Source organism: Bartonella sp. MR168JLCBS, assembly GCF_042194175.1.
On the sequence record NZ_JBHIMP010000002.1, the window covers coordinates 106569 to 120343 of the forward strand.

Genomic DNA, 13775 nt, shown 5'->3' on the forward strand with positions numbered 1-13775 from the left:
ACTAAATGAACAAACTTTTATCATGTAAATTATGGAGAATAACAAATTAATGAAGCGGTGTAATGGCTTTTTAGGTGGACAATTACTCATAGCAATGCCTGGGATGAATGACAAACGCTTTATTCGTTCTGTTATTTACATTTGCGCGCATTCTGATGCCGGTGCGATGGGCATTATTCTCAATCAATTGCATCATATTGATTTTCCAGAGCTTTTGCTTCACTTGGGAGTCATAGACAGTGGCCAAAAAAAAAGTCTTTCTGAACCAATAAAACAGTTTCCAGTTCGCTATGGTGGTCCTGTTGATCCTTCGCGTGGTTTTGTCCTTCATTCAGATGATTATGCTTGTGAAGAAACTGTTTTTATTGCAGATAAGGTCTGTTTTACTGCGACAATTGATATATTAAAAGCGATCAGTTGCGAACAAGGTCCGCAACATGCACTGGTAGCATTAGGTTATGCTGGATGGAAAGCGGGGCAACTTGAGGCAGAAATTTCTACAAATGGTTGGCTAATCAGTTCTACATCACCTAGTTTTCTTTTTGAAAGCGATTTAAGCTGCAAGTATGATAAAAGTTTAACACGCATGGGTATCGATCCAACTTATCTTGCTTCTGAAATGGGACATGCATAGAGTTTTTTCTAAGCTTTTTAACTTTACACGTTATTTTATCCCTTATGTTTTTACTTTATAAGGGAAATGGCTCTGAACGAGCGTAATTAATTCTTCTATGGCAATCGGTTTCGTTACAAGTGTGCTTTGAACATATTTACAGCCTTCTTGACGGAGGAAGATCGCTTCTTTTTCATTTTCAACACCTTCTGCGATAATTTGCAAATTAAGATCTGTTGCCATATTAATGATAGACTTGAGAACAATTTTCTTCTTAAGGGAGTCGATTGAAATAAGTGAACGATCAAGTTTAACCATATCAAATGGATAACGTACGAGATAGGTCAGAGACGAATAACCTGTTCCAAAATTATCGAGTGCGAGATTCATTCCAAGTGTTTTAATTTGTTCGAGAAAGTGCGCTGATTGTTCAGGATTATTTCTTAAGACAAATTCAGATATTTCAATCATCAAACGTCCTTTGTGGAGCGGATGACGAAGCAAAGCGGCGCGCAATTGACTGATAAAACGAGGATGAATCATTTCTGCGCTTGGTAAATTAATTGAAATAAAGAAAGATTGTTGGGAAAACTTTTCTTGTACATTTATAAGATCGATAATGGCATTATCGATGATAAATTGTGACAAATTCATAACAATTTGTTCGTTTTCTACGATTTTTATGAAATCAGAGACATTTAAATTTCCATAAGTGGGATGATGCCATTCTACAATTGTTTCAAAACCAATAATATGTCCGTCTGATAAATTAAGAATAGGATGGTAGAGGATTTTTATCTCATTACGTTTTATGGCATAATGAACATCTTTCTCCAGAGTATTATGTTCGAGACCCAAAGTGCGAAAATTAGGACGAAAAGGTTCAATATGGTTTCCACCCATTTGTTTTGCACGAATCATCGCTAATTCACTATCATTAAAAATATCTTTAGCCGTCGATCGGCTTTCACTCCATGTAACCAATCCGATAGACGTTGAAAGGATTATTTTGTTTTCTGAAAGTGAAATAGGTGCTGAAATTGTTTTGTGCAAATGATCTGCAAATGCTGCAATTTTTTGTGGTTCAGTTTCACTGAGTAAAATAATTGCAAAGCGGTCTGCTGAAAGGCGCGATAAGGTGTCTTGAAAATTAATGAGACGGTTTAAACGACGTGCGATTATAAGCAGTACAGTATCCCCAACTGCTATGCCTAATTTGCGATTAATTTGGCGAAAATTGTCAAAATCAATCATAAAGACAGTCGGTCTAATTTTGATATTTGCTTTCGCCAAAGAGGTATAATTTTGTAGTCTATCGAAGAAAATTTGTTGGTTAGGAAGGCCGGTTAAGCTGTCGTGGATTGCATCATGCAATAAGCGTTCTTCGGATTTTTTGTGGTTAGTAATATTGACAATGGTTCCAATGACACGTGTGATTTTCCCATCTTTTTGCATAGCCGGACGTGCACGAAGAGAAAACCAATGATAATAACCACCACCGGAAGAAAGCCGAAAAATTTGATCAATGCGCCCTTTTTTATTTTTAAGAATGATATCTAATACGGCTTGAAAGCGTTCACGATCATCATGGTGCAAGGCTGAAATCCAGTTGCGCATAGGTCCATTGAGGTTATGAATTTCAGTACCAAAAAGGGTTGCCATGTTTGGATGTACAACAATACGGTCACGCTCAATATTCCAATCCCAAATAATATTTCCAGCTCCCTTTGCTGCGAGTACTTGTTGTTCAAGATCGGAAAATATTCCTTCATGGAAAGCGTCATTAGAAAAAGTTTGTTGCAGGACAGTAAAGCTGATGAGAAGAACAATGAGCACTAATCCTCCCGCTAATGCTGGCTGGATAATATCATTGTTTAAATATCCAGCTATGCAGGCATAGGCTCCAACACACCAAAAGCTAATGAGCAACCATGTTGGGATAAGCATAATGGCGCGGTCATAGCTTCTGATTGAGAAATAGATGATTAATATTATACCAAGCACAGCGGTAAGACCAAAAGACAAACGCGCAATTCCAGCTGCTCTGATTGGATCATAAATAGCAAAGGCTCCTAGACTGCAAAAGGCAATGGTCCAAGCGATAGCACCGTAACTAAAATGATAATGCCAGCGGTTAAGGCTGAGATAGGTAAAAAGAAAAATGAAGAGTGTAGCAGTAAGTGCTACTTCTGTACCAGCACGCCAGATTGGTTGTGTTGTGAGTGTAACTGCAAAGAATTTATTTAAAAAGTTGAAGTCAATACCAATATAAAAAAGCACAGCCCAAGCAACAGCTGCTGTTGCAGGAAACAGCCCTGTTCCACGGACGACGAAGAGAACAGTTAACAAAAGCGCTAAGAGACCAGATATACCAAGAAGAATACCATGATAAAGCGTATAAGAATTAATTGCATCTTTATAAGCTTCAGGTTGCCATAAATAGATTTGCGGTAGATTTGCAGAGTTAAGTTCGGCCACAAATGTAACAACAGCACCAGGGTTAAGGGTAATACGAAAGATGTCAGAGTTTGCACTAAGTTGACGATCGAGGGAAAACCCTTCGCTTGGCGTTATGGATTGAATCCTTTCTGATCCAAGATCTGGCCAAAAAAATCCAGAACGCGCCATGCGGTAATGGGGGGCAACGATGAGACGATCGACTTGTTCATCTGTTGGATTTGCAAGAGAAAAGACTGCCCAATTTCCGGAAAATTTTTCATTTTTTGCCTGCACTTCAATACGCCATACAATACCATCTGGTCCTGGCGCTGTACTTGTTTGAAAAATAGAGCTGTTTGTATGGTGAATTTCAATTGCTTTTGAGAGATCAAGAGCAGCATCCTGAGAAGAAATTTTAACTGGCTCAATTGCTTGTACTGATGTAAGATGGACAAGAAAACTAACGACTACAATGAAAATGATATCAATTATTTTACGCAAACTCTTCACAATGTCCCACTCTCAATATTTTAGGATGTTTAATTTTCATTTCGATTTTTGAGAAAAAACGTCCACCTTTTATAATTTATTTACATAATAAATTGTTATCACTTTTTCTTAAGTTATGTGGTTTTGTATACAAATAGACCACATGTCCATTTGCTTCAATGGAACTTGAAGCGAATGAAGTTTTATATGTTAAAAGGGCAAAGTTAAACCATGAATTTCCAGATTTCATGGATATACCTTCACTCATTAGAATCTTTATCACATGAAGTATGAATTGGGTAGTTTTGTACGCTTCTTTGCCCAATATTTCCAAAACTTATTTAATGAGAAGAGCTTTTGTGGTAAATTTTACGATAAAATATGTGTATGTTATTGTGATGCTGTTTTGAAAAGAAGTTTTTTACTTTAGCTTGTATGAAAGAGTTGACGTTAAATCATCAAAATTTATGAGGGGTCCTACAGGTCCGACAGCAGTTAGTGTTGGAGTGGAATTTGTAAAAAGACGATGTGCTAAATCAGTTAATCTTTTAGGAGTGATGAGATTGAGGCGTTCAATTGTTTCCGATATTGGAATTGGTCGACCATAAAGGAGTATTTGGCGAGCAATGAGATGTGCTTGACTAGAGGGATTTTCCTGTGACATTGTCAGATTCGCACGATATTGCGTTTGTGCTCGTTGCAGTTCATTGGCGTGAATGTTTTTACTGACCTTGGAAAGTTCATCAAGAATCACGGGAATAAGTTCTTTGAGCCCTTCTTGTCCGGTAGCTGCGTGAACACCAAAAAGACCAGTATCTGAAAATCCCCAATGAAAAGCATAAATAGAATAGCATAATCCACGTTTCTCTCTTACCTCTTGAAAAAGACGTGAAGACATACCACCACCAAGAATGATTGAAAGAATTTGGGCCGCATAAAAATCACGCGCGTGATAAGCACGCCCTTCAAACCCCAGAACAACTTGTGTATCCATTAAATCGCGATATTCACGAAAGTCGCCACCAACATAATTTGCAAGATTAGTAAGAGGTGCGGTTGAATGGGAGCGAAAAGTACCAAGACGACTTTCAACTTCTCGCAAGAAACTTTCGTGTTTTACAGCTCCTGCAGCAACGACAATCATACGATCTGCACTATATTGTTTATTGATGAAATCATGGAGATCAGTAGATGTAAATGATTGGATAGTTTTAGCTGTTCCTAAAATAGAGCGTCCAAGGGATTGATGACGAAAGGCTGTTTCTGTAAAGTGATCAAAAACAATATCATCAGGAGTGTCATGAGCGGCACCAATTTCCTGAAATATTACTTGTTTTTCTCGTTCTAGTTCATTGTCGTCAAATTTTGAATGCATTAAAATATCGGCTAAAATGTCTATAGCAAGTGGGATATCGCTTTTAAGTACACGTGCAAAGTAAGCTGTTGTTTCAATACTGGTGGTGGCATTGATTTCACCGCCAACATCTTCAATATCGGTTGCAATTTGAAAAGCAGTGCGGTTTTCGGTTCCTTTAAAAGCCATATGCTCAAGAAGATGAGCAATACCATGCTGTGTGGAGGTTTCATTGCGTGAGCCCACTTTAACCCATATTCCGAGGGCAACACTATCAATTTGTTGCATTGTATGTGTGGCGATAGTCAAGCCATTACTAAGGCGACATATATCTACATCCATGTATTTACAACTCCATTAAATAAGTTAAATACCTCATTGTAAGGGTATTAGAATATTCTTGATTTAAGTTAATGCAGCTAACTTTAATAAGATGCATGCGATTTTAAAGAGATATAATCTTTTACTATTTTTTCATCATTAGCAAGACTTATAAAGTGTTCTTTGCGTTTCATTACATCATTGAGATGAGATGGCCATGGGGCATGAAGTCCACAAGCACTTTTAATAGTATCAGGAAATTTAGCTGGATGAGCCGTGGCAAGGACGATCATTGGAATATGCGGTTTTTTGTTTTTACGCGCTACTTGAAGAGCGACGGCTGTATGTGGATCAACAAGATAGCCACTTTCCTTATAGACACTATTAATTGTTTGAGCTGTTGCAGCCATGTTGCTTTTCCCAGCAGAAAATAGGGAACGAATATTTTTGAGTTGCTTTTCATCAAGAGTAAAACGTCCTGATTGTTTCAAGTTGTCCATTGCATTGCGAATCCACATTGGATCACGATTACCACTTTCAAAGAGCAAACGTTCAAAATTAGAAGAGACCTGAATATCCATAGAAGGTGATGTTGTATGGACTATTGGTTGTGTTTCGTAAGTACCGCTGGTCAATGTACGTGCAAGGATGTCGTTATCATTCGTTGCGATGACCAGTTGAGCAATGGGTAATCCCATACGGGCTGCAACATAACCTGCAAAAATATCACCAAAATTTCCAGTAGGAACAGTAAATGAAACAGCTCTATCAGGAGCCCCTAAGGAAAGTGCAGATGAAAAATAGTAAACAATTTGCGCCATGATACGCGCCCAATTTATAGAGTTAACACCTGAAAGCGCTCTTTTTTTACGAAAATTGTGGTCATTAAACATTGCTTTGACAAGAGCTTGGCAATCATCAAAATTTCCTTCAATGGCAATGGCATGAACATTTGAACATTGATTGGTTGTCATTTGCCGTTGTTGAACAGGTGATACACGTCCTTTAGGAAATAAAATAAAAATATCTGAGTGTTCTTTTCCAGCAAAAGCTTGTATCGCAGCCCCTCCTGTATCACCTGATGTTGCAGCAATAATCGTTGCACATCTATTTTTTTCAGTCAAAACATAATCCATCAGTCGAGAAAGAAACTGCATTGCGACATCTTTAAAAGCTAAAGTAGGACCATGAAAGAGTTCAAGGATAAATTCATCTGCTCCAGTTTGTCGTAACGGACAGATTGCTGGATGGTGAAAGGTTGCATAAGATTCAGCGATCATATTTTCAAAAGCTGTATATTCGATTTCGTTATTCACAAAGGGCCACAGAATAGTTTTAGCAATTGTTGTATAGGACTGACCACGAAGTGCTCGTAACGCATCAAATGATAGCTGAGGAAATTTATCTGGCAGATAAAGTCCCCCATCAATTGCCAATCCTGTCATGATCGTTTCCGTAAAGCTTAAAGCAGGAGCTTCACCTCTCGTGCTGATATATTCCATACGTTTTATCCTTTTTTTATTTCTGGCAAATTGGTGAAGTTATTTATTTCACGTTTTTCATAATATTTAAATTATTAAATGGATAGAGTTTTTAACTCAATAATGAAAGGAAATATTCTTAAGCATTTTTATTTTTGAGATATAAACGTCAAATGTTCACAGAAAATCTGTTAAAGTCGAAAATTTTCCCTCTATTATTCATTTACTTAAATTTTACAACGTATCTTCACTTGTGCATCTTCTTAAATAATAAAATCAAATAGATAGAATGGTATTTATTGAAGAACTTTTTTTTGTAAAACTCAATCATTTATAGTTATTTTATGCTCTTATACTTTGTAACAATTAAATCTGCTAAAATGAATATTGAAATGATACAGATCAAAATTCACACTGGAAGATTTGTAAGGTAATTTTATGGCATTGCGTGCGCAAATCTATACTTTGAATAATTTTTGTTTAGCTTAATTATTATTATAGATATTATATTTGTTCTATACAGTATGGTAACCTAACTTTTATCCATAGAAAACATACGACAGCCTGCTAAATGATGTGAAGCAGGCTGTAAAATATTCTTATTTTAAATAGAAAAAATAACTGAGTATCTTTGAATTATTTGCCTTTAAGTTTTCCTATTGCCCATCCGATTATCCCGCTAAATATGGCCATAATAGATCCAGTCAAGAATCCAAAACCCAAAGCTCCTGCTGTAGAAAAAACTCCTAACGTAATTGGTTCAAACACTTTCTCAAATTTTCCTTCAATGGCAGTTTCACTTTTTGCTCCATGAGTGAAACTTGGTACATAAAGAGTAGCTATATTGATAGCTTTTTTCTTTCCTTGTTCTATTAGAGAGACAGTTTCCCATTGAAAATCATTTTTCAAATGATTGGCATGAACATTTATAACTTGTGAAAGCAAAAAAGAAACTGCTATAAAAATATTTAATACGTAAGTTTTCAATACTTTAATCATAATTTATCACCAATACTTTTACTTTTATTTTACTCTGAATTGAATAGATGCATCGGCAGAATTAGTGCACATTAAGAGAAACAGAAGCATTTAAAGCTTTTTCATTCTTAATGTGCACTAATTCATTAGTTTTTTGTCATCAACAATGGATAAACACAGAATATATCCATAGTTTATATTTCGTATGAGAAGGTTTTATTCTGATAAGATTTCAATTTTAACGAGATTTAAAATACGATATTATTTTACCTATTATCCATCCTAAAAACATGCCTATCGTACTTGATGCATATCCAATTGCCATCCCAACACCAAAGGTTCCGAGTGTAAGAGGTTCAACGACCTTTTCAAATTTTCCTTCAATAGTAGTTTCATTATCCACTCCACGACTTAGAATGGGGCTATAGAGAGAAACGGTATGGACTGCATCCTGTTTTTTCTGCTCTATTGCAGAAACAAAAATATTTTCACGATGAGTATTATTTTGCAAATAGTTTGCATGCACATTTACAACCTGTGAAAGAAAAAAGGCAGACATAATGAAAATACTTAACATATGATTTTTAAACAATTTAATCATAATTTACCTCAAATATTTTATACTATTCAATATATATATGCGTAAATTTATACTTTGGATATTTGGATATAATCTACAACATTTATATTTTGTAGCAAGATAAGCTCCATTATGTAATTACTTACAATGAACAATAGCTTCATTATGAAGCTATTGTTCTAGAGTTCTAGACGAGGTTGAATTATTTGAACATCAACACTATGTCCTTTATCCAACTTATTATCGATCCTATAAAGCTCATTGCATATCCAGCAAACAATAGTCCCACTCCTACAGTCATAGGCTCAACGACCTTTTCAACTTTCCCTTCACCTGTTGTTCCATTTTCTGTTTGATAATTTACAGATGGAACATAGAAAGCAGTCGTAGAAACTACATCAGATTTCGCATACTTTACTTGTTCCATTGGGGAAACAGAAAGTTCCTCTTTTGGAGTATCGTTTTTCAAATAGTTTGCATTAACAGTTACAGTTTGTGAAATAAAAAAAGTGCTCGCTATAAAAGTGCTTAAGATATAATTTTTAAATATTTTGACCATAACTTTACCTCAAATATTTTTAAGTTATATATGTAAGAAAATATACATAATGTTTATATATCTCACACTATATATAATTTAGATATTTCAATATGTATTTTTAGTCAATAATAAAAATACATATAAAAATATAAATATAATTTTTTATAAACATTATTGTAAAAATGTAACAGTAATAATTACAAAAATATTTTTTAAAATTTTATGAAATATTTCGTTATGTATTATATATAAATAACATGTGGTGATCGCATAATTTTTATAAAATGATATTAATATTATTTTTTTAAATACATTTATAGATACTAAAAATATACATTTCGCTCATAGTATAAAGTAGAGCTCGAATTGGATAGAGATAAATGATATTATCATTTTCTCGCCAATGTGAACAGCATATTACTGTGATGTAAAGCAGTGTATAGCAGAATATCAATTCAGAGACATTTATGAGTGCTGAAAGATCGGCATTAGATAATATTTTTCAACATTTTCTTCTTTCCAAACCGAAAAGCCACTTTTATTTTTAGAAAGGATGCCTTTCCTAAAGTTGGATTACTTTTGAAAAGATCTGATTTCATTGCTTATTTAAAAAATCTATACAAGTGCTTTCAGAAAATTTTGAGCAACTACAGGTATCTCTTTACGTTGTTCTATGTTTCATATTTATGTGCTTTTTTAAGAAATCCTTCTCAAGGTACTCAAGTCTATTTTGCAATTAATAGATATGATGATAAAGCCCCATAATATAAAATTCTTAGGGCATCAGAATCTTTGACGTTTATAAAGAAGAAAGATGTCCTGAATTACGCATTTACTAAAGTTATTATAAAAGAAGTAGCGAGAAGAGAAGGGCATTTGAGTAAAAATGCTTCTTACAAGAGTTTACAAACTGATATATTCAAGAGATTTTTTATAATAGATCTCGCCATACTACCATTGCTTCTAAGACTTCTCCTAAATGAGCATGTTTTGCGATAACTGTTTCTGCTCCAGCTTCTGCAAGTGCATTGGAGTGGCCAAGATAGCTATGTGATCCTCCCGTAAAGCCGATGACACGCATGCCTGCTGCTATGGCTGCGTGTACACCATGAAGTGAATCTTCTATAACGATAGTGTTTTGGGGCTCTGCCTGTAATTGTTGTGCGGCAAAAAGGAAAACATCAGGGGCTGGTTTCGTTCTTTTTGTTCCAACTTCAGGTGCTGAAAATATTTTACCTTCAAAAAGGTCATAGAGATCAACCGTGGTGAGCATCTCTTTTATATCTACGCTTTTTGCATTAGAGCAGATACAGTAGGGATAGCGTGTTTGAATAATTTCTACGGCTTCTCTTACATCATCAATAGCCCGTAATTTAGTTTTTATTTGTGTACGAAAAATATTAGTCATCTGATCTATGAGATGAGCAGAAATTGGTTTTTCTGTTTCCTGTTCAACGTGTTTAAGAATATCGGGAAAGATAAGTCCTGCAAAACGCTCACTCAATTCTTCGGATGATATTTCATATCCTGTTTGTTTGAGCAATTGAGATCCAATTTTTGCTGCAAGATATTCAGAGTCGACGAGAACTCCGTCACAATCAAAAATAATAAGATCTATCTGAGGCATAAGATATTCCTTTACATGTTACGAGATGGACAACTTTTATGAAAACGATATTGAGAAGATCTTATTTCATAAAAATACGCTTTGAAAATGATTCTTAATTCTTTTACGAAATAAATGATATGGGAACAGTACATTGAAAAAAAGAAAAATAAGGTTTCATTCATATGAAAGTTTTTTTACTTAAAAAAACAAAAACAATTATCAATTTTGTAGAAATTTAACGATACGTTTACGCTATTTTGTAAATATGGATTGGTAATGCGGGCCTATAAACTATTTTGGTTGATTATAGGGCAAATTCAGTTAATTTTGTTGGGTTTTTCATGACAGTTATTCAGCTTCAAAAAGATTTTCTTCGTACTCCCTCACAGATGCCATGGCGCAATAAAATTTTTAAAGGAGATTGTGTTTCCGTTCTAGAAAAACTTCCAAAACATTCCGTTGATATGATTTTTGCGGACCCACCCTATAATTTGCAATTGGACGGAGCTTTATACCGTCCAGATCATTCGCTTGTTGATGCGGTTGATGATGCATGGGATCAGTTTGAGAGTTTTGCTGCGTATGATGCTTTTACCCGTGCATGGTTGCTTGCTTGTCGTCGTGTATTAAAACCCAACGGAACACTTTGGGTTATCGGATCTTACCATAATATTTTTCGAGTTGGGACGGCATTACAAGATTTAGGTTTTTGGATGCTTAATGATATTATTTGGCGCAAAAATAATCCGATGCCTAATTTTCGAGGGCGCCGTTTTCAAAATGCTCATGAGACGCTTATTTGGGCCGTGCGAGATCAAAAAGATAAAAAGTACACATTTAATTATGATGCCTTAAAAGCGGCCAATGAAGATCTACAAATGCGTTCAGATTGGCTTTTCCCTCTCTGCACTGGAGCTGAACGTTTAAAGGATGATTCAGGGCGTAAATTACATCCAACACAAAAACCGCAAGCGTTATTAGCGCGTATTATTATGGCTTCTAGTAAACCTGGTGATGTTATTCTTGATCCGTTTTTTGGTTCGGGAACAACAGGTGCTGTTGCCAAGCTTTTAGGGCGTGATTTTGTTGGGATTGAACGCGAGCAAGATTACATTGATGCAGCATGTGAGAGAATTGCAGCGGTTAAACCTTTAGCGCAACCAGAACTAGCGATTTTGGATAGAAAAAAAGCAGAACCGCGCGTAGCATTCAACAGTTTGCTTGAAGCAGGTTTACTCTATCCTGGAGAAGTTCTTTATGATCGTAAGAAGCAAGTGTCTGCTATTGTAAGAGCTGATGGTACGATTATGCATGGTGGTGAAGCGGGCTCAATTCACGCAATGGGAAGAAAGGCTCAAGATTCGCAGAGTTGTAATGGTTGGACATTTTGGTATTATGAGGAAAATGGACGGTTGAAGTCCATAGATCATTTAAGAATGATCATACGTTCACAAATGTTAAAAACGGGTGTTTTATGAACTAAGCTGATCGCTTCATTCTAGAGTGATCATCAATGTACCTGATCTTGATTGAGATGGACGTGAGGGCATTTTATGCCTTTCTTAGATGTTTTTTATTAACACACTAATCTCGCTTGTAAGCGGCAAGCGAGTATTTTTTGCTTCTTGTAGAAGAAATTAAAATGAGAAACTTTCACTCTATGTTCTGATTTTAGTTCCAAAACAGTAAAATTTTAATATAATCTTATAAAAATGAAATATCAAAATTAAAAGGCTCATTCAGAAGCTCAAAATTAAGTGCTTTTTTGAGGTAATATGTGCATCTATAAAGTGCGCAAAATGTATTGGTTTATCAAGATAATTTAGCGTTATTCATATTGAGTTCCCCCCGAATATCGTCAAATTTTCTTATTTCAGACCTGTTTCATATTGAATCAATAAAATTTACTTGCTTGCATGTCATAAGCGGGGTTGGCGTGTGAATAAAATTGTTAAAGAAAGAACTAAAAAGTACCTTTTATGAACCGTTTCAAGTGCCAAGGGTTGTTGTAGGGGGCTGGTAAATATAATGATGGTGCTGACTTGCTCCTTCATAAGCAAAAAAGGATAGATTCTGAAATTTAAATCTAAGCTTTTTTACCCCTCCTTAATTCTTATCTGTAGAAAAAATTGGTTATTTCATTTTTTTAAGTTTTTCTTTTACAGATTAATAAATGACTTAATAAATGACCGTTAGAGATACAAAAGTCTCCGTTAGAAAACATTTTTACGAATAGGGAAGGTTATTTAAATCTGAAAGAATTGGGAAGTGCTACGGAAATGGCTTTTTTCATAACAGTAGGTAGTGCTTCTTCGGCAAGATGTTGAATGTTACACCACCAACCATTTTCACAATTCATTTCATGAATATCCTCAGTATAGTAAACATCGAGTTTTAGAGAAAAGTGAGTAAAAACATGCGTAATTTGTCCTTTGAATTGCCAATTGGCAGTAAAGGGTGCATTTTGGAGCCCATTTTCGTTGTTTATGCCAATATTGTTAGGAATTTGGGTCATTCCACCAAGGAGCTTTTGCGTCTGTCGTTTTTCCAAATAAATTTGTCTCTTTTTATTAAGAGCCACAAAAGCAATACCTGTTTTTGAAGGGCGTTCTTTTTTAGGGGCTTTGACTGGAAAAGATTCCGGTTGTTGCGTCTTTGCTGCTTTACATAAACATTGAAGAGGGCAGGTATAACAAGATGGTTTGCGTGGAGTACAAACTGTTGCTCCTAAATCCATCATTGCTTGAGCAAAGTCACCAGGACGATTTAAAGCAGTAATTTTTTGTGTTTTTTCTTTAATTTCAACTTTTGCTTTTTGTAATATTGAAGTGATAGCAAAAAGGCGCGCTACCACACGTTCGACATTACCATCAACCACTGCTACAGGGTGATTAAAAGCAATTGAAGCAATGGCTGCGGCAGTATAATCTCCAATGCCGGCTAGAGTTCGCAATTCTTTTACAGATTGTGGAAATTGTCCCGCGTAGTTTTCAACAAGCTGTTGCGCACATTTTTTAAGATTACGTGCGCGTGAATAATAACCAAGTCCAGCCCATGCTTTCATGATGTCATCTTGTGAGGCTTTTGCTAAAGAGGAAAGATCAGGCCATAGTTTCAGAAACTTTTTAAAATAAGGCTTAACTGTTTCAACGGTTGTTTGTTGAAGCATGATTTCAGAAAGCCAAACTTGATAAGGATCAGGACGGATACCTTGTTTTTGCTTTTCGGGGGTAATCCGCCATGGGAGATGTCTGTGATTTTGATCGTACCAAGCAAGGAGGTGCGAAGAAATTTCATACATGATTGTTTTCAAGCATAGGAAGATATAAAATGCAAAAGAAAAAATTATTTATTTTGTTGATCTTTCATA

The 13775-nt window shown here is 35.4% G+C and carries 10 protein-coding genes; 2 read left to right on the forward strand and 8 right to left on the reverse strand.

Annotated elements, in window-relative coordinates; genetic code table 11:
* The first annotated feature begins 49 nt into the window (after positions 1–49).
* Positions 50–634 (forward strand): YqgE/AlgH family protein, encoded by a 585-nt coding sequence (locus tag ACFIK8_RS02470; protein ID WP_012754832.1) that lies wholly within the window; start codon positions 50–52, stop codon positions 632–634.
* Between the two features lie 42 nt (positions 635–676).
* Here ACFIK8_RS02470 and ACFIK8_RS02475 read toward each other — a convergent pair whose 3' ends face one another.
* The 7 genes from ACFIK8_RS02475 to ACFIK8_RS02505 form a co-directional block, all read right to left on the reverse strand.
* A complete protein-coding gene (locus tag ACFIK8_RS02475; protein WP_375635763.1) occupies positions 677–3562 on the reverse strand; it encodes an EAL domain-containing protein in 2886 nt (961 codons plus the stop codon).
* Between the two features lie 400 nt (positions 3563–3962).
* Entirely contained in the window at positions 3963–5237 is a 1275-nt protein-coding gene (locus tag ACFIK8_RS02480) for a M16 family metallopeptidase (RefSeq protein ID WP_375635762.1), read from the reverse strand.
* Positions 5238–5320: 83 nt separating this feature from the next.
* On the reverse strand, positions 5321–6718 hold the full coding sequence (thrC, locus tag ACFIK8_RS02485; protein ID WP_375635761.1) for a threonine synthase: 1398 nt from the start codon (positions 6716–6718) through the stop codon (positions 5321–5323).
* A 615-nt stretch (positions 6719–7333) separates the two neighbouring features.
* A complete protein-coding gene (locus ACFIK8_RS02490; protein ID WP_375635760.1) occupies positions 7334–7696 on the reverse strand; it encodes a hypothetical protein in 363 nt (120 codons plus the stop codon).
* Between the two features lie 217 nt (positions 7697–7913).
* A complete protein-coding gene (locus tag ACFIK8_RS02495) occupies positions 7914–8276 on the reverse strand; it encodes a hypothetical protein (RefSeq protein WP_375656003.1) in 363 nt (120 codons plus the stop codon).
* A gap of 181 nt (positions 8277–8457) precedes the next feature.
* Positions 8458–8814 carry a hypothetical protein gene (locus ACFIK8_RS02500; protein WP_375668936.1) on the reverse strand — a complete coding sequence of 119 codons (357 nt, stop codon included), beginning with the start codon at positions 8812–8814 and terminating at the stop codon, positions 8458–8460.
* A 913-nt stretch (positions 8815–9727) separates the two neighbouring features.
* A complete protein-coding gene (locus ACFIK8_RS02505; protein ID WP_375668937.1) occupies positions 9728–10423 on the reverse strand; it encodes an HAD family hydrolase in 696 nt (231 codons plus the stop codon).
* Positions 10424–10794: 371 nt separating this feature from the next.
* On the opposite strand from ACFIK8_RS02505, the gene ACFIK8_RS02510 reads away from it, so the two are divergent.
* The gene (locus ACFIK8_RS02510; protein ID WP_372440009.1) at positions 10795–11883 is read left to right on the forward strand and encodes a site-specific DNA-methyltransferase; all 1089 of its coding nucleotides are present in this window, start codon (positions 10795–10797) and stop codon (positions 11881–11883) included.
* Between the two features lie 764 nt (positions 11884–12647).
* On the opposite strand, the gene mutY is transcribed toward ACFIK8_RS02510, so the two are convergent.
* Complete coding sequence (gene mutY / locus ACFIK8_RS02515; protein WP_375635756.1) at positions 12648–13706, reverse strand: A/G-specific adenine glycosylase; 1059 nt, start codon at positions 13704–13706, stop codon at positions 12648–12650.
* Between the last annotated feature and the right edge of the window lie 69 nt (positions 13707–13775).

Excerpts from the sequence above, each read along its gene's own strand:
- ACFIK8_RS02470 (WP_012754832.1), top strand. The coding sequence starts at position 50 with ATGAAGCGGTGTAATGGCTTTTTAGGTGGACAATTACTCATAGCAATG.
- ACFIK8_RS02480 (WP_375635762.1), bottom strand. The coding sequence starts at position 5,237 with ATGGATGTAGATATATGTCGCCTTAGTAATGGCTTGACTATCGCCACA.
- thrC (WP_375635761.1), bottom strand. The coding sequence starts at position 6,718 with ATGGAATATATCAGCACGAGAGGTGAAGCTCCTGCTTTAAGCTTTACG.
- ACFIK8_RS02490 (WP_375635760.1), bottom strand. The coding sequence starts at position 7,696 with ATGATTAAAGTATTGAAAACTTACGTATTAAATATTTTTATAGCAGTT.
- ACFIK8_RS02495 (WP_375656003.1), bottom strand. The coding sequence starts at position 8,276 with ATGATTAAATTGTTTAAAAATCATATGTTAAGTATTTTCATTATGTCT.
- ACFIK8_RS02500 (WP_375668936.1), bottom strand. The coding sequence starts at position 8,814 with ATGGTCAAAATATTTAAAAATTATATCTTAAGCACTTTTATAGCGAGC.
- ACFIK8_RS02505 (WP_375668937.1), bottom strand. The coding sequence starts at position 10,423 with ATGCCTCAGATAGATCTTATTATTTTTGATTGTGACGGAGTTCTCGTC.
- ACFIK8_RS02510 (WP_372440009.1), top strand. The coding sequence starts at position 10,795 with ATGCCATGGCGCAATAAAATTTTTAAAGGAGATTGTGTTTCCGTTCTA.
- mutY (WP_375635756.1), bottom strand. The coding sequence starts at position 13,706 with ATGTATGAAATTTCTTCGCACCTCCTTGCTTGGTACGATCAAAATCAC.